The 20,074-nt window shown below is 71.9% G+C and carries 20 protein-coding genes and 1 tRNA gene; 11 read left to right on the forward strand and 10 right to left on the reverse strand.

Going from position 1 to position 20,074, the window contains the following annotated elements:
* Positions 1-10: 10 nt before the first annotated feature.
* Positions 11-199, forward strand: a complete 189-nt coding sequence (locus AMK26_RS29985) for a DUF5703 family protein (RefSeq protein WP_005319466.1) — start codon at positions 11-13, stop codon at positions 197-199.
* A 70-nt stretch (positions 200-269) separates the two neighbouring features.
* Here AMK26_RS29985 and AMK26_RS37445 read toward each other — a convergent pair whose 3' ends face one another.
* The 3 genes from AMK26_RS37445 to AMK26_RS30000 all read right to left on the reverse strand — a co-directional run bounded on the left by AMK26_RS37445 (position 270) and on the right by AMK26_RS30000 (position 2,986).
* Positions 270-1,097 (reverse strand): chaplin, encoded by an 828-nt coding sequence (locus AMK26_RS37445; RefSeq protein ID WP_073758370.1) that lies wholly within the window; start codon positions 1,095-1,097, stop codon positions 270-272.
* 138 nt (positions 1,098-1,235) lie between these two features.
* Entirely contained in the window at positions 1,236-1,469 is a 234-nt protein-coding gene (locus AMK26_RS29995) for a chaplin (protein ID WP_073758372.1), read from the reverse strand.
* A 185-nt stretch (positions 1,470-1,654) separates the two neighbouring features.
* Positions 1,655-2,986 carry a M20/M25/M40 family metallo-hydrolase gene (locus tag AMK26_RS30000; RefSeq protein ID WP_073758374.1) on the reverse strand — a complete coding sequence of 444 codons (1,332 nt, stop codon included), beginning with the start codon at positions 2,984-2,986 and terminating at the stop codon, positions 1,655-1,657.
* Positions 2,987-3,127: 141 nt separating this feature from the next.
* On the opposite strand from AMK26_RS30000, the gene AMK26_RS30005 reads away from it, so the two are divergent.
* A tRNA-Leu gene (locus AMK26_RS30005) sits at positions 3,128-3,212 on the forward strand.
* 76 nt (positions 3,213-3,288) lie between these two features.
* Positions 3,289-4,536 (forward strand): ROK family transcriptional regulator, encoded by a 1,248-nt coding sequence (locus AMK26_RS30010; RefSeq protein WP_073758376.1) that lies wholly within the window; start codon positions 3,289-3,291, stop codon positions 4,534-4,536.
* Between the two features lie 498 nt (positions 4,537-5,034).
* Here AMK26_RS30010 and xylA read toward each other — a convergent pair whose 3' ends face one another.
* Complete coding sequence (xylA, locus tag AMK26_RS30015; RefSeq protein ID WP_073758378.1) at positions 5,035-6,204, reverse strand: xylose isomerase; 1,170 nt, start codon at positions 6,202-6,204, stop codon at positions 5,035-5,037.
* An 86-nt stretch (positions 6,205-6,290) separates the two neighbouring features.
* Here xylA and xylB point away from each other — a divergent pair, with 86 nt between their 5' ends.
* From xylB to AMK26_RS30030, 3 genes are read left to right on the forward strand one after another with little or no spacing between them, the layout of a single operon-like run.
* On the forward strand, positions 6,291-7,730 hold the full coding sequence (gene xylB / locus AMK26_RS30020; RefSeq protein ID WP_073758380.1) for a xylulokinase: 1,440 nt from the start codon (positions 6,291-6,293) through the stop codon (positions 7,728-7,730).
* Positions 7,727-9,994 carry an alpha-xylosidase gene (yicI, locus tag AMK26_RS30025; RefSeq protein WP_073758382.1) on the forward strand — a complete coding sequence of 756 codons (2,268 nt, stop codon included), beginning with the start codon at positions 7,727-7,729 and terminating at the stop codon, positions 9,992-9,994. Before xylB ends, yicI begins: the two co-directional genes overlap by 4 nt.
* Positions 9,991-10,920 (forward strand): RluA family pseudouridine synthase, encoded by a 930-nt coding sequence (locus tag AMK26_RS30030; RefSeq protein WP_073758384.1) that lies wholly within the window; start codon positions 9,991-9,993, stop codon positions 10,918-10,920. The genes yicI and AMK26_RS30030 overlap by 4 nt, the downstream gene beginning before the upstream one ends.
* Here AMK26_RS30030 and AMK26_RS30035 read toward each other — a convergent pair.
* The 3 genes from AMK26_RS30035 to AMK26_RS38110 all read right to left on the reverse strand — a co-directional run bounded on the left by AMK26_RS30035 (position 10,904) and on the right by AMK26_RS38110 (position 12,870).
* The gene (locus AMK26_RS30035; protein WP_073758386.1) at positions 10,904-11,533 is read right to left on the reverse strand and encodes an MBL fold metallo-hydrolase; all 630 of its coding nucleotides are present in this window, start codon (positions 11,531-11,533) and stop codon (positions 10,904-10,906) included. The genes AMK26_RS30030 and AMK26_RS30035 overlap by 17 nt on opposite strands.
* A complete protein-coding gene (locus AMK26_RS30040) occupies positions 11,533-12,618 on the reverse strand; it encodes an S-(hydroxymethyl)mycothiol dehydrogenase (RefSeq protein WP_073758388.1) in 1,086 nt (361 codons plus the stop codon). Before AMK26_RS30040 ends, AMK26_RS30035 begins: the two co-directional genes overlap by 1 nt.
* A gap of 87 nt (positions 12,619-12,705) precedes the next feature.
* A complete protein-coding gene (locus tag AMK26_RS38110; RefSeq protein WP_241838113.1) occupies positions 12,706-12,870 on the reverse strand; it encodes a hypothetical protein in 165 nt (54 codons plus the stop codon).
* Here AMK26_RS38110 and AMK26_RS38115 point away from each other — a divergent pair.
* Positions 12,823-12,975, forward strand: a complete 153-nt coding sequence (locus tag AMK26_RS38115; protein WP_241838124.1) for an HIT domain-containing protein — start codon at positions 12,823-12,825, stop codon at positions 12,973-12,975. The two genes, AMK26_RS38110 and AMK26_RS38115, sit on opposite strands and share 48 nt — an antisense overlap.
* An 84-nt stretch (positions 12,976-13,059) precedes the next feature.
* On the opposite strand, the gene AMK26_RS30050 is transcribed toward AMK26_RS38115, so the two are convergent.
* The gene (locus tag AMK26_RS30050) at positions 13,060-14,526 is read right to left on the reverse strand and encodes an amino acid permease (protein ID WP_073758390.1); all 1,467 of its coding nucleotides are present in this window, start codon (positions 14,524-14,526) and stop codon (positions 13,060-13,062) included.
* Between the two features lie 201 nt (positions 14,527-14,727).
* Positions 14,728-15,429 (reverse strand): FadR/GntR family transcriptional regulator, encoded by a 702-nt coding sequence (locus AMK26_RS30055; protein ID WP_073758680.1) that lies wholly within the window; start codon positions 15,427-15,429, stop codon positions 14,728-14,730.
* 141 nt (positions 15,430-15,570) lie between these two features.
* Here AMK26_RS30055 and AMK26_RS30060 point away from each other — a divergent pair, with 141 nt between their 5' ends.
* From AMK26_RS30060 to AMK26_RS30075, 4 genes are read left to right on the forward strand one after another with little or no spacing between them, the layout of a single operon-like run.
* Entirely contained in the window at positions 15,571-16,080 is a 510-nt protein-coding gene (locus AMK26_RS30060; RefSeq protein ID WP_073758392.1) for a gluconokinase, read from the forward strand.
* A 27-nt stretch (positions 16,081-16,107) separates the two neighbouring features.
* Positions 16,108-17,505, forward strand: a complete 1,398-nt coding sequence (locus AMK26_RS30065; RefSeq protein WP_073758394.1) for a GntP family permease — start codon at positions 16,108-16,110, stop codon at positions 17,503-17,505.
* Between the two features lie 52 nt (positions 17,506-17,557).
* Positions 17,558-17,983, forward strand: a complete 426-nt coding sequence (locus tag AMK26_RS30070; protein ID WP_073758396.1) for an ASCH domain-containing protein — start codon at positions 17,558-17,560, stop codon at positions 17,981-17,983.
* Positions 17,980-18,342 carry a nuclear transport factor 2 family protein gene (locus AMK26_RS30075; RefSeq protein WP_073758398.1) on the forward strand — a complete coding sequence of 121 codons (363 nt, stop codon included), beginning with the start codon at positions 17,980-17,982 and terminating at the stop codon, positions 18,340-18,342. Before AMK26_RS30070 ends, AMK26_RS30075 begins: the two co-directional genes overlap by 4 nt.
* Here AMK26_RS30075 and AMK26_RS30080 read toward each other — a convergent pair.
* Positions 18,339-19,997, reverse strand: a complete 1,659-nt coding sequence (locus AMK26_RS30080) for an FAD-binding dehydrogenase (protein ID WP_073758400.1) — start codon at positions 19,995-19,997, stop codon at positions 18,339-18,341. The genes AMK26_RS30075 and AMK26_RS30080 overlap by 4 nt on opposite strands.
* Between the last annotated feature and the right edge of the window lie 77 nt (positions 19,998-20,074).

Raw genomic sequence — 20,074 nt, forward strand, 5'->3', positions numbered from 1 at the left:
AATAGATGCGATGCCGGAATACGAATTTGTCGACGTGTACGTACCTCGCGGGGTGTCCCGCAAGGAGGCGACCCGTCTGCTGACCGACCATGCCGAGTACGGACACTGGGAGTTGGACCGACTGAGTCTCCACAGGGACGGCAGCCGCCGTGTGCGGCTGCGCCGGCGCATCATCCGTCAGGTGCGCGCCACCTGGTGAGGGTGACGAGCAGACCGGAGCGGGCCGCGCGATGGCGTGGCCCGCTCCGTCGTCTCCGTGGGGACGGGGACTACGAGGACTGCCGGGTACGGCGGTAGAGAACCGTGCCCCCGAGCAGCAGGCCCGCGCCCGCCGGGATCAGCATGCCGAGCGGGGCCGCACCGGTCAGCGCGAGCTCGTCGTCCGCCTTCGGCGGGGTGACGGTCTGCGCGCCGGGCTCGTTCGGCTCGATCGGCGAACCGGGCTCTCCCGGGTTCTCCGGCTGCCCCGGCGTACCGGGCTTACCGGGCTTGCCCGGCTCGTCGGGCTCGTCGGGGGTGCCGGGCTCGTCCGGGTTCCCGGGGTTACCGGGCTCGTCCGGGTTCCCGGGGTTGCCCGGCTCATCCGGGTTGCCGGGGTTACCCGGCTCGTCCGGGTTCCCGGGGTGACCGGGCTTGCCCGGCTCGTCCGGCTTACCGGGCTCGCCCGGGTGGCCGGGCTTGTGCGGGTGGCCGTTGGCGCACTCGTTGCCGAACGCCGGGTTCAGCCCCCCGACGACGTTGACGCTGTTGCCGCACGCGTTCACCGGCACATTCACCGGCGCCTGGACGTTGTTCCCCGACGCGACGCCCGGGGAATTCGCCGCCGCCCCGTTCGCCTTGGCGCCGTTCGACTTGTTGACGCACTTGTTCCCGAACGCCGGGTTGAGCGCCCCGACGACGTTCACGGTGTTGCCGCACGCGTTCACCGGCACGCTCACCGGCGCCTGGACATTGTTCCCGGACGCGACGCCCGGGGAATTCGTCGCGGCTCCGTGTGCGTCGGCGCCCGTGTGCGCCTGGGCGTATCCGCCGCCGAGGGCGAGTACGCCGCCCGCGGCCGCCACGAGGGTCAGGCCCTTTCGCGTGACCTGTCGCATAGCTGGTTCCCTGCCTTCTAGGCTTCCCGAATACCTCTGGGCACAGCGCCCGGAGGCCGAATGTCCACCGGCCCCGGAGCGCATGGCACGCACTCCGGGGCCGGCCGGTCTCGGACCCCTAGGGGTCGAGGCTCAACGTCAGTCGTTGATGCAGACGTTGCCGAAGGCCGGGTTCAGCAGGCCGATGATGTTGACCGTGTTGCCACAGGCGTTGATCGGGATGTGGATGGGAACCTGAACCACATTGCCCGAAATGACACCCGGGGAGCCGACAGCGGCACCCTGCGCGCCCGCGTCGGCCATGGCCATGCCCGCGCCCGCCAGCACCAGACCCCCGGTGGCGGCCGCAACCGCGACGACCTTCTTGATCATTATTCCTCCTTGTTGGCAATGCGATCCCAGCCGCGGACCGCATCACCTGTAACGACAGGGAGGTAATCGAGCTACGACCCGGTGACGCCGTTCACCCTTTTCGGTCAGATGTGCACACGCGGGCGATTATTGGAGTTTCGTTTCACCCGACTATTCCAGCTAATCGGCCCGGGGATCGGCGTGCGTCAGCTCGCGTCGATGAAACGGTCCAGCACCCGCACGCCGAATTTCAGGCCCTCCACCGGAACGCGCTCGTCCACGCCGTGGAACATCCCGGCGAAGTCCAGCTCCGGCGGGAGCTGGAGCGGCGCGAAGCCGAAGCAGCGGATGCCGAGGTCGTCGAAGGACTTGGCGTCCGTGCCACCGGAGAGCATGTACGGCACGGCACGGGCGATCGGGTCCTCCGCCTTGAGCGCGGACTGCATGGCGTCCACCAGGTCCCCGTCGAAGCTGGTCTCCAGCGCCTTGTCGGCGTGCACGTCCTCGCGGCGGACGCGCGGCCCCAGGAGCCGGTCGAGGTCGGCCAGGAACTCCTCCTCGTACCCGGGCAGGAAGCGCCCGTCGACATGGGCGGTCGCCTGCCCCGGGATGACGTTGACCTTGTACCCGGCGCCGAGCATGGTCGGGGCGGCGGAGTTGCGGAGGGTGGCGCCGACCATCTTGGCGATGCCGCCCAGCTTGGCGAGCGTGGCGTCCATGTCCTCCGGGTCCAGCGGGGTGCCGAGCGCGTCGGACAGCTCGTCCAGGAACGACCGTACGGTCTTGGTGACCCTGACCGGCCAGGTGTGCCGGCCGAGCCGCCCCACCGCCTCGCACAGCTCGGTGATGGAGTTGTCGGTGTTGGTCATCGAGCCGTGCCCGGCCGTGCCGTCGACCGTCAGCCGCATCCAGTGCATGCCCTTCTGGGCGGTCTCCACCAGGTAGAGGCGCAGGTTCTCGTTGACGGTGAACGAGAAGCCGCCGACCTCGCCGATCGCCTCCGTGACGCCCTCGAAGAGCTCGGGACGCTTGTCCACGAGGTGCCGGGCGCCGTACGTACCACCCGCCTCCTCGTCCGCGAGGAACGCCAGCACGATGTCGCGCGGAGGCTTGCGGCCGCTGCGCAGCCGGTCCCGTACGACCGCCAGGGTCATCGCGTCCATGTCCTTCATGTCGACCGCGCCCCGGCCCCAGACGCAGCCGTCGGCGATCTCGCCCGAGAAGGGGTGGTGCGTCCAGTCGTCGGCGTTGGCCGGGACGACATCGGTGTGGCCGTGGATCAGGAGGGCCGGCCGGGAGGGATCCTCGCCCGCGATCCGCGCCACGGTGGAGGCGCGTCCCCTGTGGGACTCGATGATCTTGGGTTCGAGCCCCACCTCGGCGAGCTTCTCGGCGACGTATTCGGCAGCCGCCCGTTCCCCAGGGCCCGAGTGGTCGCCGTAGTTGCTGGTGTCGATCCGGATCAGGTCGCGGCAGAGGTCGGTGACCTCGTCCTCGCCCCTGACGGTGGCGGTTCGCGCCGTGCTCGACTCACTCACGCTGGTTCCTCCCGCGTCGCTGTGCTGGGTCCTCTCATCCTGCCCCCTCCGGGGGCGCGGACGGGGGCGTGATCGGGCACTCCCAATGTTTGCTATGGTTTTCCACGTCGGAGCGGCCACGGGCCGCGAGACAGACACCTTGTCCGGGTGGCGGAATGGCAGACGCGCTAGCTTGAGGTGCTAGTGCCCTTTATCGGGCGTGGGGGTTCAAGTCCCCCCTCGGACACAGAGAAGAGCGGGTTCGGCCGGTGGCCGGACCCGCTCTTTCGTGCGGGCGCACGTCACATAGGCTCGGCCGCACCATGAAGAACACTCTCGATCCGCTGGAGCCCAAGGCCGACAAGGACACCGTGCGGCGGCACAACCTGAGCCTGGTGCTGCGGGCCGTCCACGACGAGGGCGAGGCCACCCGGGCGGCGGTCTCGGCGCGGGTGGGCCTGACCAGGGCGGCGGTGTCGTCGCTGGTGGAGCAGCTGCTGGCCGGCGGGTTCCTCACCGAGCAGGGCAAGACGTTCAGCGGGCAGGCGGGACGGCCGGGGACCGCGCTGCGGGTGGCGCGTACGGGGCCGGGCGGGCTCGGCGTCGAGATCAACATCGATTACGTGTCCGTATGCGTGGTCGACCTGGCCGGTGCCGACCGCGTACGGCTCACCGAGCACGTGGACAACCGGGGCGTGCCGCCCGGCGCGGTGCTGGAGCGGGCCGCGCGGATCGCGGCGCGGACGCTTCGGTCGGCCGCCGAGCAGGAACTCCGTCCCGCGGGCGCGCGGCTCGCACTGCCCGGGCTGGTGTCCGGCGGCACGGTGCGCCAGGCGCCGAACCTGGGCTGGAACCGGGTGGCGGCGGAAGGGCTGTTCGGGCAGGCGCTGAGCCGGTTGCTGCCCGAGGGGCGCCCCCTGCCCGTCGGCTCGGACAACGAGGCCAACGCTGCCGCCCTGGCCGAGCTCTGGTTCGGCGACTTCCGCGGGCCCGAGCGGGTGCGCAGCTTCCTGTACCTGTCGGGCGAGATCGGGGTCGGCGGCGCGATCGTCGTCGACGGTGAGCTGTTGCGCGGGGCACACGGGTTCGCCGGGGAGATCGGGCACATGGTGGCCGACGCGGAGGGGCCGCAGTGCCGATGCGGTTCGCGGGGGTGCCTGGAGCAGTACGCCGGTCAGGCCGCGCTGCTGCGGGGCGCTGGCCTCGACGAGGCGGCGGGAATGCCGGGGGTTGCGGAGCTGGAACGGCGCGCCCTTGCGGGTGACACCCGGACGGTGGCCGCCCTGGAGCGGGCCGGGCGGATGCTGGGGCTGGTGGTGTCCGGGGCGGTGAACCTGCTGGACCCTGACGCGGTGGTGCTGGGCGGGATCTACCGGCCGCTGATGCCGTGGCTGGGCCCGGCGGCGGACCGGGAGCTGACCCTTCGGGTCGTGTCGGGCCTGTGGCCGGCGGGGAGCGGGCGGCTGCGGGGCTCGTCGTCGTCGGGCGACGCGGCGCGGGGGGCGGCGGCGCGGGTGGTCCGGGACGTGATCGCCGACCCGGCGGCCTACGCGATACGCGCCGCGCGGTAACCATTCCGGGGCCTGCGCCCCGGGGCCCCGGTGGGGCCCGGTCGGGGCGGAAGCGCGCCGTACGGCGCGGGCCGGGTCGGCTGCGGCGGCCGGTGCGGCGCGTCAGGCGCGTGCGGCCCGTGCGGCGCGGCGGGGTCGGTTGCGGGCGGTGGGCCGGGGTCGGGGCCCCTCCGGGCTCACCTCCTCGCGGTCGGCGGGGTGCCCACGTACTTTCCTCGCCGTTTCTCGCCGCCGATCCGCTGCGGGGGCGACCCTGCACGGCCCCTCCTCGCCGTCGTCGGAGCCAGCGAACCCGATCGCGCTAACCAGGTTCCCTCGCCCCACCGGGCCGCAGTCGGCGTACGACCGGGGCGGGGCCGTGCAGGGTCGCCCCCGCAGAGGCTGGCGGCGCCGGAAGGGCTCCCATCCCGACGTACCCAAGGCCGCCGGCCTCGAGGAGGTGAGCCCGGAGGGGCCACGCCCCCGCCCACCGGTGGGCGGGGGGTGTGACCGGGCGGGTCAGCGGGTGGCCAGGAGGTGCTCCAGGGCGAGCTGGTCGAGGCGTTCGAAGGACAGGGAGCGTTCGGCCGCGGCGGTGACGTCGAAGGTCTCGTACGCCGTGGGGTCGGCCAGCAGGGCGGACAGGCCGTCGGCGGCGGTGGGGCGGGCCAGGTCGGGGAGGCGGGAGGCCGTCAGGGCGGCCTGGACCTCCGGGTCGGCGCGGAAGGCGGCGGCGCGCTCCTTGAGGATCAGGTAGTTGCGCATGCAGTTCTTCGCGGACTCCCACACGCCGTCGAAGCCGTCGGTGCGGACCGGCTTGAAGTCGAAGTGGCGGGGGCCGTCGTAGCCGGCGCTCTCCAGGAGGTCGACCAGCCAGAACGCCTGGCGGAGGTCGCCCGCGCCGAAGCGGAAGTCCTGGTCGTACTTGATGCCGGACTGGCCGTTGAGGTCGATGTGAAAGAGCTTGCCGGCCCACAGGGCCTGGGCGATGCCGTGCGGGAAGTTGAGGCCGGCCATCTGCTCGTGGCCGACCTCGGGGTTGACGCCGACGAGTTCGGGGCGTTCCAGGCGCTCGATGAAGGCGAGGGCGTGGCCGATGGTGGGCAGGAGGATGTCGCCGCGCGGCTCGTTGGGCTTGGGCTCGATGGCGAAGCGGAGGTCGTAGTTCTGGCTGGTGACGTACTCGCCGAGGAGGTCGAAGGCTTCCTTCATCCGGTCGAGGGCGGCCCGTACGTCCTTCGCGGCGCCCGACTCCGCGCCCTCGCGGCCGCCCCAGGCCACGTACACCTTCGCGCCGAGCTCGACGGCCAGGTCGATGTTGCGGATCGTCTTGCGCAGCGCGAAGCGGCGGACGTCGCGGTCGTTGGCGGTGAAGGCACCGTCCTTGAACACCGGGTGGGTGAAGAGGTTGGTGGTGGCCATCGGCACCTGCATGCCGGTGCGGTCCAGGGCGTCACGGAACCGCTTGACGAGCGCCTCGCGCTCCGCTTCGGAGGACCCGAAGGGGATCAGGTCGTCGTCGTGGAAGGTCACGCCGTACGCGCCGAGGGCGGCCAGGCGCTCGACCGATTCGACGGGGTCGAGGGCGGGGCGGGTCGCGGTGCCGAAGGGGTCGACACCCTGCCAGCCCACGGTCCACAGCCCGAACGTGAACCTGTCCTCGGGTGTGGGAATGAAGCGTTCCGACATGTTCCGACCTCCAGCGTCTATTTGTTTTCTCGCATTACTAATACGCTACGGAGAGTCCGTCGCCAAGAGAGCGGGAGTGGTAACCGATGCTGTCGTCCCCGGTCGTCATCGGCGTGGACAGTTCCACCCAGTCCACCAAGGCGGTCGTCGTGGACGCCGCCTCCGGGCGTGTCCTGGCGATGGGCCGGGCCGCCCACACGGTCAGCGGCGACGCCGGGGCGCGCGAGAGCGACCCGGAGCAGTGGTGGCGGGCGCTCACCGAAGCCGTCGCCGAGGCCCTGGCGGGCGTCGACGCCCGTACGGTCACCGGCGTCGCCGTCGCCGGCCAGCAGCACGGCCTGGTCGTCCTGGACGCCGCCGGCCGCCCGCTGCGCCCCGCCCTGCTGTGGAACGACACCCGCTCCGCCCCGCAGGCCGCCGCCCTCGCCGCCGAGCTGGGCGCCGACGGCTGGCTGGCCCGTACCGGTTCCGTGCCCGTGGCGTCGATGACGGCCACCAAGTGGCAGTGGCTGCGCGAGCGGGAGCCGCGCACCGCCGAGGCGGTCGCCGCCGTGCGCCTCCCGCACGATTTCCTGACCGAGCGCCTGAGCGGGACGGCCGCGACCGACCCGGGCGACGCGTCGGGCACCTGCTGGTACAACACGGGGACGGGCGCGTACGACCCCGGACTGCTCGGCCTCCTCGGCCTGGACCCGGCCCTCCTCCCGCCCGTCGCCCCGACCGGCGCCACCCGCACCGGCTCGCTGACCGCCACGGCGGCCAAGGAGCTGGGCCTGCCGGAAGGCATCGCCGTCGCCGCGGGCACAGGGGACAACATGGCCGCCGCCGTCGGCCTCGGGCTGGGCGCCCGGGGCCTGCTCGACCACCCGGTGGTCTCCCTGGGCACCTCGGGCACCGTGTTCGCCGCCACCCGCACCCGGCCCGCCACGGCGGCGCTCGCCGGCTTCGCGGCCACCGACGGCACGTACCTGCCCCTGGGCTGCACCCTGAACTGCACGCTCGCCGTGGACAAGGTGGCCGCACTGCTGGGCCTGGACCGCGAGGACGCGGCGCCCGGTGGCGAGGTGGTCCTCCTGCCGTACCTCGACGGCGAACGCACCCCCGACCTGCCGGGCGCCTCCGGTCTGCTCACCGGGCTCCGGCACGCCACCACCCGGCAGCAGCTCCTCGGGGCCGCCTACGAGGGCGCCGCGTTCACCGTTCTGCGGGCGCTGGAGGCCCTGCCCGGCGCCGACCCCGCGGCACCTCTCCGGCTCATCGGCGGCGGCGCCCGGGGGCGCACGTGGGTCGAGACCGTACGCCGCCTGTCCGGGCGGCCCGTCGTGCTGCCCCGTACCGCCGAACTCGTCGCCCTCGGCGCCGCCGCCCTGGCCAAGGGCGCCGCGACCGGCGAGGACCCGGTGGGCGTCGCGGCCGCCTGGGGCAGCGGCGAGGGTGAGACGCTGCCTCCCGTCGAACGGGACCGGGCAACCTGGGACCGGATCGCCGCCGCCCTGCCCGCTCTCACCTCCCTGGGAACCCGATGAAGTTCACCGACGGCTTCTGGCTCATGCGCGACGGCGTGCAGGCCTCGTACGCCACCGAGGTGCGCGATCTGCACGTCAGCGACGACCACGTCACCGCGTACGCGGCGGTCAGGCGCGTGGAGCACCGCGGCCACACCCTCAACTCGCCGCTGATCACGGTGGAGTGCTTCTCCCCCGCCGAGGGCGTCATCGGGGTCCGAACCACCCACCACGCCGGGAAGGCGCACCGAGGCCCGGACTTCGCCCTCCGGAGCGGCCCCCACGCGGCGAAGACCCGGCGCGACGGCTCGGTCACCGAGCTGACGAGCGGACCGCTGACCGTCCGCCTGGACCGGGAGGGCCCCTGGGGGCTGACGTTCCTGGACGCGGACGGGCGGCGGCTGACCGCCGTCGAGGCCAAGGGGACGGCGTTCGCCACGACGGCCGACGGCGCCCACCACATGGTCGCCCAGCTCGCGCTCGGCGTCGGCGAGTACGTGTACGGCCTGGGCGAGCGGTTCACGCCGTACGTGAAGAACGGGCAGAGCGTCGACATCTGGCAGGCGGACGGCGGCACCAGCAGCGAGCAGGCGTACAAGAACGTCCCGTTCCACCTGTCGTCGAGGGGCTACGGGGTGTTCGTGAACCACCCGGGCAGGGTGTCGTACGAGGTCGGCTCGGAGTCGGTCGGGCAGGTGCAGTTCAGCGTCGAGGACCAGTCGCTGGAGTTCTACGTCGTGGCAGGGCCGACGCCCAAGGAGGTGCTCGCCCGCTACACGGCGCTGACCGGGCGGCCCGCGCTCCCGCCGGCCTGGTCGTTCGGGCTGTGGCTGACGACGTCGTTCTGCACGCCGTACGACGAGGAGACGGTGACCGCGTTCGTGGACGGCATGGCGGAGCGGAACATCCCGCTGTCGGTGTTCCACTTCGACTGCTTCTGGATGCGTGAGTACCAGTGGTCGGACTTCCGGTGGGATCCGGATACCTTTCCGGATCCGGAGGGGATGCTGGCGCGCCTCAAGGAGCGGGGTCTGCGGGTCAGCATGTGGATCAACCCGTACGTCGCGCAGAAGTCGGCGCTGTTCGAGGAGGGGGCGCGCCACGGCTATCTGGTGCGCAGGCCCGACGGCGACATCTGGCAGTGGGACCTGTGGCAGGCCGGGATGGGGCTGGTCGACTTCACGAACCCCGGTGCCCGTGCCTGGTTCCGGTCGAAGCTGAAGACGCTGCTGGACCAGGGCGTGGACTGCTTCAAGACGGACTTCGGCGAGCGGGTCCCCACGGATGTGGTGTGGCACGACGGCTCCGACCCGGAGCGGATGCACAACTACTACGCGCAGATGTACAACCAGTGCGTCTTCGAGCTGCTGGAGGAGGAGCGGGGCGCCGGGGAGGCGGTGCTGTTCGCGCGGTCGGCGACGGCGGGCGGGCAGCGGTTCCCGGTGCACTGGGGCGGGGACTGTTTCGCCTCGTTCGAGGCCATGGCGGAGTCGCTGCGCGGCGGACTGTCGCTGTCCCTGTCCGGGTTCGGCTTCTGGAGCCACGACATCGGAGGCTTCGAGGGGACGCCCGACCCGGAGGTGTTCAAGCGGTGGCTGGCCTTCGGGCTGCTGTCGTCGCACAGCCGGCTGCACGGCAACATGTCCTACCGGGTGCCGTGGGAGTTCGGCGACGAGGCGGTGGAGGTGGCGCGCCAGTTCACCGAGCTGAAGCACCGCCTGATGCCGTACCTGTACGGGGCGGCCGCCGAGGCGCACCGGAGCGGGACGCCGCTGATGCGGCCCATGCTGCTGGAGTTCCCGGACGACCCGGCCTGCCGGACGCTGGACCGGCAGTACATGCTCGGCCCGGATGTGCTGGTGGCCCCGGTGTTCACGGCGGACGGGGAGGTGGAGTTCTACGTGCCGGAGGGGGTGTGGACGCACCTGCTGACGGGCGAGACGGTGACCGGGCCGGGCTGGCGGCGCGAGCGGCACGGGTTCGACAGCCTGCCGCTGTACGTACGGCCGGGCGCCGTGCTGCCGCTCGGCGCGGACGACCAGCGGCCGGACGGGGACTGGCTGGAGGGCCTGACACTGCTGGTCACGCCGGGGCGGGGCCATGGGCCGGTGACGGTGCCGGATCAGCGGGGGGCGCCTTCCGCCACGTACACCGTCGTACGGGAGGGGTCGGCGCTGCGGGTGACGGCGAGCGGGACGGACCGGCCGTTCCGGGTGCGGGTGGTCGGCGTCGGGTCCGCCCGGGGCGCGGGCGAGGTGACCGTACCGCTTACCGTGGGGCGGTGAGACGCAGAACCAAGGCCCCGGCGGCCCCGCTGCCGCAGCGCGCCGGTGTCGACCCGGTGCGGCTGCGGCTGCCCGCCGACCCGGACGGGGCGTGGGCCACCGTCCGGGACCACCTGTTGGGGCGGTACGCGGCGGCCGTCGGAGCCGAGCGGGTGGACGCGATGCTGGAGCAGGGGCGGTTCGTCGGGGCGGACGGGGCGCCGATCGGGGCGGATGAGCCGTACACGCCGGGGCGGTACGTGTGGTTCCACCGGGACTTCCCGGCCGAGGAGCGGGTGCCGTTCGAGGTGGGCATCGTGTACCGGGACGAGCGGATCGTCGTCGCCGACAAGCCGCACTTCCTGGCCACGACGCCGCGCGGGCGGCACGTCACGGAAACGGCGCTGGCACGGCTGCGGCGCGACCTGGGGCTGCCGGAGTTGCAGCCGGCGCACCGGCTGGACCGGCTGACGGCGGGGCTCGTGCTCTTCGTCGTACGGCCGGAGGACCGGGGCGCGTACCAGACGCTGTTCCGGGACCGGCGGGTGCGCAAGGAGTACGAGGCGGTGGCCGCGTACGACCCCTCGCTGGAGCTGCCGGTGACGGTACGCAGCCGGATCGTGAAGGAGCGGGGCGTACTGGCGGCGCGTGAGGAGCCGGGCGAGCCGAACAGCGAGAGCCGTATCGAGCTGCTGGAGCACCGGGGCGGGCTCGGCCGGTACCGGCTGGTGCCGGCGACCGGCCAGACCCACCAGCTGCGGGTCCATATGGCCCGCCTGGGCGTGCCGATCCTGCACGACCCGCTGTATCCGGTCGTGCGGGAGGACGGGCCGGAGGACTACACGCGTCCGCTGCAACTGCTGGCGCGGACGCTGGAGTTCACCGACCCGGCCGACGGCACGTCCCGGCGGTTCGTGAGCCGGCGGGCGCTCAGTGGCCTCGCTTGACCCACTCCTGAAGGTGCGGGGCCTCGGCGCCGATCGTGGTGGTGTCGCCGTGTCCCGTACGGACGACGGTGTCCGGCGGCAGGGTGAGCAGGCGGTCGCGGATCGAGTCGATGATCGTCGGGAAGTGCGAGAAGGACCGGCCCGTCGCGCCCGGGCCGCCCGCGAAGAGCGTGTCGCCGGTGAAGACGGTGCCCAGGTCGGGCGCGTACAGGCAGACCGCGCCGGGCGCGTGGCCGGGGGTGTGCAGGACGGTGAGGTCGGTGCCCGCGATGGTGAGGACCTGCCCGTCGGTGAGTTCCCCGTCCGGGTGGTGGTCGGGGTGGGTCTGCTTCCACAGCGGCAGGTCGTCGGGGTGGAGCAGGATCCGGGCGCCGGTGGCGGCGGCGAGGGCGGGTGCGGCGTCGACGTGGTCGTTGTGGGCGTGCGTGCAGACGATGGCCCGCAGCGTACGGCCGTCGAGGGCGGCGAGGATGGCGTCGGCGTCGTGCGCGGCGTCGATGACGACCGCTTCCGCGCCGTCGCCGACGATCCACACATTGTTGTCGACGTCCCAGGTGCCGCCGTCCAGCGAGAAGGTGCCGGAGGTGACGAGGTGCTCGATGCGCGCGGTCATCAGAAGACCACCACCGAGCGCAGGACGTCACCCTCGTGCATCCGCGCGAACGCCTTCTCGACGTCGCCGAGGCCGATCGTCTCGGTGACGAAGGCGCCCAGGTCGATGCGGCCCTGCTGGTGCAGGTCGATGAGCATCGGGAAGTCGCGGGAGGGCAGACAGTCGCCGTACCAGGACGACTTGAGCGCGCCTCCGCGCCCGAAGACGTCGAGCAGCGGAAGCTCCAGCGTCATCTCGGGGGTCGGTACGCCGACGAGGACGACCGTGCCGGCGAGGTCGCGGGCGTAGAACGCCTGCCGGTACGTCTCAGGGCGGCCGACCGCCTCGATGACGACGTCCGCGCCGAAGCCGCCGGTCAGCTCGCGGATCGCCTCGACGGGGTCGCTGGTGCGGGAGTTGACCGTGTGGGTGGCGCCCATCGAGCGGGCGGTGGCCAGCTTCCGGTCGTCGATGTCGACGGCGATGATCCGCGCGGCGCCCGCGAGACGGGAGCCCACGATCGCCGCGTCGCCGACGCCGCCGCAGCCGATGACGGCGACCGAGTCGCCCCGGCCGACCTGGCCGGTGTTGATCGCCGCGCCGATGCCGGCCATCACCCCGCAGCCGAGCAGACCGGCGACGGCGGGGGCCACGGACGGGTCGACCTTGGTGCACTGGCCGGCGGCGACCAGCGTCTTCTCGGCGAACGCCCCGATGCCGAGCGCGGGCGAGAGTTCGGTGCCGTCGGCGAGGGTCATCTTCTGCCGCGCGTTGTGCGTGTCGAAGCAGTACCAGGGCCTGCCGCGCCGGCACGCCCGGCATGTCCCGCACACGGCCCGCCAGTTGAGGATCACGAAGTCGCCGGGCGTGACGTCGGTGACGCCCTCGCCGACGGACTCGACCACGCCCGCGGCCTCGTGGCCGAGGAGGAACGGGAAGTCGTCGTTGATGCCGCCCTGTTTGTAGTGCAGGTCGGTGTGGCACACCCCGCACGCCTGGATCCGCACGACGGCTTCACCGGGGCCTGGGTCCGGGACCACGATCGTCTCCACCCGCACGGGTTCGTTCCTCCCGGGGGCAACGACCCCTTGGACCTGCTGCGCCATCGCGGCTTCCCTTCGTCGTGCTGGTGTCCAGGACCACTATCGCCGTCGCGGCGGCACATCGGGGCATATTCCAGCCGGATGGGGTGACTACTGCGGTACGAGGTCCGCCGGTTCGGCGGCCGCGGAGGAAGGAGCGGCTTTGGCGACCACCGGGCCACGGCGCGGATCGTCCACGAGGACACCACGGCCCTCTCCTTCCTGCCCCTGCGGCCCGCCACGGACGGCCACACCCTCGTCGTACCGAAGAGGCACGCGCCGGACCTGTGGGCGATGCCGGACGCCGACGCCCGGCAGCTGCTCGGCACCGCGATGATGGTGGGCCGTGCCGTACGTACGGCGTCCACGGCCGGCTCGTGAGCGTCGGCCGCGTGTGCCGGTATGCGGAGAGCCCCCGCCGGACGGGTGTCCGGCGGGGGCTCTCCGTACGTACGACGCGGGGCGTCAGTCCCGCGGCTGAGAGGCCGCCAGCGCGCCCACCCGCTTGCGGACGGCGAACCAGCCGCCGACGAGCAGGGCCGCGATGAGCGGCAGGCAGTTGACGGTGGTCCGGCCGACGCCGCCGCCGTACCACATCAGGAACAGGACCGAGGCGAGGAAGACCAGCGTCACGATCTGCGTGTACGGGGCCCAGGGCAGCCGGTAGGAGGGCCGGGTGACCTTGCCCTCCTTGGAGCGGGACCAGAACAGCAGCGAGCAGAGCATGATCATGCCCCAGGTGCCGAGGATGCCGATGGAGGCGAGGTTCAGCACGATCTCGAAGGCCTCGCCGGGCATGACGTAGTTCAGGCCGACGCCCAGCACGCCGAAGGCGGCGGTGAGGAGGATGCCGCCATAGGGAACCTGCCCCTTGTTCATGCGGGCGGTGAACTTGGGCGCGGAGCCCGCCATCGCCATCGAGCGCAGGATGCGGCCGGTGGAGTACAGGCCGGAGTTCAGGCTGGACAGGGCGGCGGTCAGGACGACCAGGTTCATGATGTCGGACGTGCCCGGGATGCCGAGCTTGTCGAAGACGGTGACGAAGGGGCTCTGGTCGCCGGTGAACGAGGTGTACGGCAGCAGCAGCGAGAGCAGGACGACCGAACCGACGTAGAACAGACCCACGCGCCACATGATCGAGTTGATCGCCTTCGGCATGATCTTCTCGGGGTTCTTGGTCTCACCGGCGGCGACGCCGACCAGTTCGACGGAGGCGTACGCGAAGACGACACCCTGGACGACCATCAGCATGGGGAGCATGCCGAGCGGGAACATGCCGCCGTTGTCGGTGACGGTGGCGAGGCCCGGAGTGTGGCCGCCGACCTCGTGCTGCGTGGCGACGAGGAAGATTCCGACGCACATGAAGATCACGAGCGCCGCGACCTTGATGATCGCGAACCAGAACTCCATCTCGCCGAAGTACTTCACCGAGATCAGGTTCGCGGTGAGGACGACGGCGAGGGCGATCAGGGCGAGGACCCACTGCGGGATGTCGCTGAACATGGCCCAGAAGTGGGCGTACGTCGCGGCCGCCGTGATGTCGGCGACGGCGGTGGTCGACCAGTTGAGGAAGTAGAGCCAGCCGGCCGTGTAGGCGCCCTTCTCGCCCATGAACTCACGGGCGTACGAGACGAAGGCGCCGGAGGACGGGCGGTAGAGCACCAGCTCACCGAGGGCCCGTACGACGAAGAAGGCGAAGACGCCGCAGACGGCGTACGCGATCGCCAGGGAAGGACCCGCGCCCGCCAGGCGGCCACCGGCGCCGAGGAAGAGGCCGGTGCCGATCGCGCCACCGATGGCGATCATGTTGACGTGGCGGGACTTGAGGTCCTTGCTGTAACCGGCGTCACCGGCGTCGATGTGGGGGGCGCCCGTCGCCGCCGGGGAACCAGGGCTCAGGGTGTCGGCCGCAGGCATGGTGCGGTCACTCATCTGGAAGTCGCCTTTGTGAGGGATCGTGCGGTTTCAGCCCGTACGCCGGTGATGAAGGTGGTCACCGTGGCAAAAGGCCAGGGCACATAGTCACGGCTACGCTGCCGTTTTGGCTGTGGCCTATGTCACGTACAGGCTGATCTGAGATGTTTTTGAGGTTACCGGCTGGTTAATCAGCATTGAGCAGCTTAAGGGGTGGCACTACGGCGCGAGGACGTCCAGCTCCCGCAGAGCCCCCATCGCGATCTCCCGGGTGAGCTCCTCGGCCCGGACCGCGTCGCGTTCCCGTACGGCCTCGGCGACCTGGACGTGGAGGGTGACGGCGGCCGGGTCGGGGTCCTCGAACATCACGCGGTGGTGCGTACGGCCGGTGAGGACCTCCGCCACCACGTCGCCGAGGCGGGCGAACATCTCATTGCCGGAGGCGTTGAGGACGACACGGTGGAAGGCGATGTCATGGACGAGGTACGCCTCCAGCTGCCTGCCGCGCGAGGTGGCGACCATGCCGAGTGCCTGCTCGGTGAGCTCCCGGCACTGCTCGGGGGTGGCGTGGGTGGCGGCGAGGCCGGCGGCGACCGGTTCGACGGCCGAGCGCAGCACGGTCAGCGAGCGGAGCTGGCGGGGGCGGTCGGTGCCGGCCAGCCGCCAGCGGATGACGCGCGGGTCGTAGACGTTCCACTGCTCGGTGGCGCGCACGGTCACGCCGACGCGGCGGCGCGACTCCACCAGGCGCATGGACTCCAGGACGCGGACGACCTCGCGGATGACGGTGCGTGACACCTCGAAGCGCTGGGCGAGCTCGTCGGTGCGCAGCACGCTGCCCGGCGGGTACTCACCTGCCGTGATGGCAAGGCCCAGGGTGTCCAGCACATGTGTATGGAGTCCCTGGGCCTGCGTCGTCATGTGCATAGCGTAACCGGCGCAAATAAGTATGACTTTTAAGTCACAGGCTCTTGAATATGTCCTACGCCATGGGTTTCAGTGTGCGGCGACGCCACCGGCGTCGGAAGTCGATGTCGAGGAAGACAGCGAGGCGCACCACTCATGCAGCAACCCCCAGTCGTCGTCGTGATGGGCGTGGCGGGCACCGGCAAGACCACCATCGGTCCGCTGGTCGCCGAGCGCCTCGGCGTGCCCTACGCCGAGGGCGACGACTTCCACCCCGAGGCGAACATCGCCAAGATGTCGGCCGGCGTCCCGCTGGACGACGACGACCGGTGGCCCTGGCTCGACGCGATCGGGCGGTGGGCGCAGGGTCGGGCGGGCCTCGGCGGGGTGGTGAGCAGCTCGGCGCTCAAGCGCGCCTACCGCGACCGGCTGCGGGCGGCCGCGCCCGGCGTCGTCTTCCTGCACCTGACCGGCGACCGAGCGCTGATCGAGGAGCGGATGGCCGCGCGCACGGGGCACTTCATGCCCACCGCGCTGCTGGACTCGCAGTTCGCGACCCTCCAGCCGCTCGCGGACGACGAGGCCGGTGTGGCCGTCGACGTCTCCGGCTCTCCCGAGGACATCACCGACCGGGCCGTCGCCGCACTGCGCCGGCTCGCCTCCTGACCCCCACCCGACCCGAGGACTCCCCCTGTGACCAGTCTCAACGTCGAGATGCTGGCAGCGGACGCCACCGAGCCGATCACCTCGGCCGGCAACGCCCAGCTGGGCATCGCCGTCCTGGCGGGCATCGCCGTCATCGTCCTGCTCATCACCAGGTTCAAGCTCCACGCCTTCCTGGCCCTGACCATAGGCTCGCTCGGGCTCGGCGCGTTCGCCGGCGCCCCGCTCGACGCGACCATCACCTCGTTCACCAAGGGCCTCGGCTCGACCGTCTCGGGCGTCGGTGTGCTCATCGCCCTCGGCGCGATCCTCGGCAAGCTGCTCGCCGACTCGGGCGGCGCGGACCAGATCGTCGACACGATCCTGGCGAAGGCGGGCGGGCGCGCCATGCCGTGGGCGATGGTGCTGATCGCCTCGGTCATCGGGCTGCCGCTGTTCTTCGAGGTCGGCATCGTGCTGCTGATTCCGGTGGTGCTGATGGTCGCCAAGCGCGGCGGCTACTCCCTGATGCGGATCGGTGTGCCGGCGCTGGCCGGTCTGTCCGTGATGCACGGCCTGATCCCGCCGCACCCCGGCCCGCTGGTCGCCATCGACGCGATCGGGGCGGACCTGGGCGTGACGCTGGCGCTCGGCATCCTCGTCGCCATCCCGACGGTGATCATCGCCGGCCCGCTGTTCTCGCGGTACGCGGCGCGGTGGGTGGACGTCCCCGCCCCTGAGCGGATGATTCCGCAGCGTACGTCCGACGACCTGAAGCGGCGGCCGGGCTTCGGCGCCACCGTGGCGACCGTGCTGCTGCCCGTGGTGCTGATGATGGCCAAGGCGCTGGTGGACATCGTCGTCGACGACCCGGAGAACCACGTCCAGCGGGTGACCGACGTCATCGGCTCGCCGCTGATCGCGCTTCTCGCGGCGGTCCTGGTGGGCATCTTCACGCTGGGCCGGGCGGCCGGGTTCACCAAGGAGCGGATCTCCTCGACGGTCGAGACGTCGCTCGCCCCGATCGCGGGCGTGCTGCTGATCGTCGGCGCGGGCGGCGGCTTCAAGCAGACCCTGATCGACGTGGGCGTGGGTCAGATGATCCTGGACTTCTCCGAGGACTGGTCGATCCCGGCGCTGCTGCTGGCCTGGCTGATCGCGGTGGCGATCCGGCTGGCGACCGGCTCGGCGACCGTCGCCACGATCTCGGCGGCCGGGCTCGTCGCACCGCTGGCGGCCGACATGTCGACCTCGCACGCGGCGCTGCTGGTGCTGGCGATCGGCGCGGGTTCGCTCTTCTTCAGCCATGTCAACGACGCCGGGTTCTGGCTGGTGAAGGAGTACTTCGGAATGAGCGTCGGCCAGACGATCAAGACCTGGTCGGTGATGGAGACGATCATCTCGGTCGTCGGGATCGTGTTCGTGCTGCTGCTCTCCCTGGTGCTGTAGCCGGGGGGTATCTCCTCGCAGCCGGGGCGGCAGCCTGCCAGACTGTCGCCCCATGGCGAACCCCGAACAGCTCAAGCCCTACCTGCTGGCGTTCCCCGGGCCGTTGCGCGACCAGTTGGTCGCCGCCGTTCTGTCCGGGCGGAAGGTGTCGACGACGGGACTGCTCGCCGAGTACGAGGCCGAGGCCGAGGAACTCCCGCCGGTGGGCGAGCGGTCGGCGCTCATCGACTCCGACGGCCGCGAGGTCGCGGTGCTGGAGCTGACCGAGGTCCGGGTACTGCCGCTCGGCGAGGTGGACCTGCGACATGCCCTGGACGAGGGCGAGGGGTACACGTCGGTCGCCGAATGGCGGGCGGGGCACGAGAAGTTCTGGCACAGCCCCGAGATGCGCGAGGCCCTCGGCAACCCGGACTTCACGGTCGACGACACGACAGTGGTGGTCGCCGAGCGGTTCCGGGTCGTGGAGCGGCTGCGGTGAGCGGCGTCGACGAGGCCGTCGCGGGCGAGCTGCGGCTCCTCGACCCGGCCGTACGGGCGTCATGGACCGAGGCGGCGCGGCTGCTGCACCCGGACTTCGGGGAGGTCGGCGTCTCCGGGCGGCGGTGGGACCGGGAGTCGATGCTCGCCGCGCTGCCGGACATGGGGGGCGGTGGGCCCGGTTGCGAGGTGTCCGGCATGACGGGCGTCCAGCTCGCCCCGGACCTGGTGCACCTGACGTACGAGACGGTCGTCGAGGGCCGCCGGGCGCGGCGCAGCTCCCTGTGGCGGCGTTCACCCGGGGGCGACTGGCGGATGTACTACCACCAGGCGACGCCGGTACCGGAGGGCATGCCCTAGGAGCCGGTCGCCTTCGCCGCCGCCCTTCCCGCCGCCCGGCCGGAGAAGAGGCAGCCGCCGAGGAAGGTGCCCTCCAGGGAGCGGTAGCCGTGGACGCCGCCGCCGCCGAAGCCGGCGGCTTCGCCGGCCGCGTACACGCCGGGCAGTGGGGAGCCGTCGGCGGTCAGGACGCGGGAGGAGAGGTCGGTCTCCAGGCCGCCCAGCGACTTGCGCGTGAGGATGTTCAGGCGTACGGCGATCAGCGGGCCGGCCTTGGGGTCGAGGACGCGGTGCGGGGTGACCGTACGGATCAGCCTGTCGCCCAGGTACTTGCGGGCGCCGTGGATCGCCGTGACCTGGAGGTCCTTGGTGAAGGGGTTGGCGATCTCCCGGTCGCGGGCGGTGATTTCGCGGCGCAGCGCGGCCTCGTCGATCAGCGCTTCCTTCGTGAGCGCGTTCATGCCGCGCACCAGGGACGGCAGGTCCTTCTCGATGACGAAGTCGGCGCCGTGGTCCATGAACGCCTTGACCGGGCCGGGGACGTCGGCGCGGGCGCGGTCGAGGACGCCGCGTACGGACTTGCCCGTGAGGTCCGGGTTCTGTTCGGAGCCGGAGAGGGTGAACTCCTTGCCGATGATGCGCTGGTTGAGGACGAACCAGGTGTAGCCGTGCCCGGACTTCATGATGTGTTCGAGCGTGCCGAGCGTGTCGAAGCCGGGGAAGAGCGGGACGGGGAGCCGGCGGCCGCGCGCGTCGAGCCAGAGGGAGGAGGGGCCGGGCAGGATGCGGATGCCGTGCCGGGCCCAGATGGGGTTCCAGTTCTCGATGCCCTCGGTGTAGTGCCACATCCGGTCGCGGTTGATGTGGTGGGCGCCGGCCGCCTCCGCGATGCCGAGCATCAGGCCGTCGACGTGGGCGGGCACGCCGGAGAGCATCTTCTCCGGCGGGGTGCCGAGCCGGTCCGGCCACTGGGCGCGGACGAGGTCGTGGTTGCCGCCGATGCCGCCGGAGGTGACGATCACGGCCTGCGCCCGGTACTCGAACGCTCCCGCGACCTGCCGGCTGCTGGCCGTGCCACGCTCGGCGTCCGACGGCTCCAGGATCTCGCCGCTGACGGTGTCGACGGCGCCCGCGGTGCGGCCGAGGCCGGTGACGCGGTGACGGAACCGCAGGCGTACGAGGCCCCTGGCGACGCCCGCGCGGACGCGCCGCTCGAAGGGGGCGACCAGGCCGGGTCCTGTGCCCCAGGTGATGTGGAAGCGCGGCACCGAGTTGCCGTGCCCGGTGGCGTCGTAGCCGCCGCGCTCGGCCCACCCGACGACGGGGAAGAAGCGGACGCCCTGCCGGTGCAGCCAGGCCCGCTTCTCGCCGGCCGCGAAGTCGACGTACGCCTCGGCCCATTGGCGCGGCCAGTGGTCCTCGGGGCGGTCGAAGCCGGCCGTGCCGTGCCAGTCCTGGAGGGCGAGGGCGTGGCTGTCGCGGATGCGCATGCGGCGCTGCTCGGGCGAGTCGACGAAGAACAGGCCGCCGAACGACCAGTGCGCCTGGCCTCCGATGGACTGCTCGGGCTCCTGGTCGAGGAGGATGACGCTGCGCCCCGCGTCGACCAGTTCGGCGGTGGCGACCAGGCCGGCGAGGCCCGCCCCGATCACGATCACATCAGCGTCGTACGCCATGGGTCCTCATCCTTGTCGGCCGGGTGTTCCGATCTTCCGTACGCGGCAGTAACTCGTCAACCGTCGTGCGGTGGTTT

The organism is Streptomyces sp. CB03234, from assembly GCF_001905885.1.
In the GTDB taxonomy this organism is placed as follows: Bacteria; Actinomycetota; Actinomycetes; order Streptomycetales; family Streptomycetaceae; genus Streptomyces.

Excerpts from the sequence above, each read along its gene's own strand:
- AMK26_RS29985 (WP_005319466.1), top strand. The coding sequence starts at position 11 with ATGCCGGAATACGAATTTGTCGACGTGTACGTACCTCGCGGGGTGTCC.
- AMK26_RS37445 (WP_073758370.1), bottom strand. The coding sequence starts at position 1,097 with ATGCGACAGGTCACGCGAAAGGGCCTGACCCTCGTGGCGGCCGCGGGC.
- AMK26_RS29995 (WP_073758372.1), bottom strand. The coding sequence starts at position 1,469 with ATGATCAAGAAGGTCGTCGCGGTTGCGGCCGCCACCGGGGGTCTGGTG.
- AMK26_RS30010 (WP_073758376.1), top strand. The coding sequence starts at position 3,289 with ATGAAGAACACTCTCGATCCGCTGGAGCCCAAGGCCGACAAGGACACC.
- xylA (WP_073758378.1), bottom strand. The coding sequence starts at position 6,204 with ATGTCGGAACGCTTCATTCCCACACCCGAGGACAGGTTCACGTTCGGG.
- xylB (WP_073758380.1), top strand. The coding sequence starts at position 6,291 with ATGCTGTCGTCCCCGGTCGTCATCGGCGTGGACAGTTCCACCCAGTCC.
- yicI (WP_073758382.1), top strand. The coding sequence starts at position 7,727 with ATGAAGTTCACCGACGGCTTCTGGCTCATGCGCGACGGCGTGCAGGCC.
- AMK26_RS30035 (WP_073758386.1), bottom strand. The coding sequence starts at position 11,533 with ATGACCGCGCGCATCGAGCACCTCGTCACCTCCGGCACCTTCTCGCTG.
- AMK26_RS30040 (WP_073758388.1), bottom strand. The coding sequence starts at position 12,618 with ATGGCGCAGCAGGTCCAAGGGGTCGTTGCCCCCGGGAGGAACGAACCC.
- AMK26_RS30050 (WP_073758390.1), bottom strand. The coding sequence starts at position 14,526 with ATGAGTGACCGCACCATGCCTGCGGCCGACACCCTGAGCCCTGGTTCC.
- AMK26_RS30055 (WP_073758680.1), bottom strand. The coding sequence starts at position 15,429 with ATGACGACGCAGGCCCAGGGACTCCATACACATGTGCTGGACACCCTG.
- AMK26_RS30060 (WP_073758392.1), top strand. The coding sequence starts at position 15,571 with ATGCAGCAACCCCCAGTCGTCGTCGTGATGGGCGTGGCGGGCACCGGC.
- AMK26_RS30070 (WP_073758396.1), top strand. The coding sequence starts at position 17,558 with ATGGCGAACCCCGAACAGCTCAAGCCCTACCTGCTGGCGTTCCCCGGG.
- AMK26_RS30080 (WP_073758400.1), bottom strand. The coding sequence starts at position 19,997 with ATGGCGTACGACGCTGATGTGATCGTGATCGGGGCGGGCCTCGCCGGC.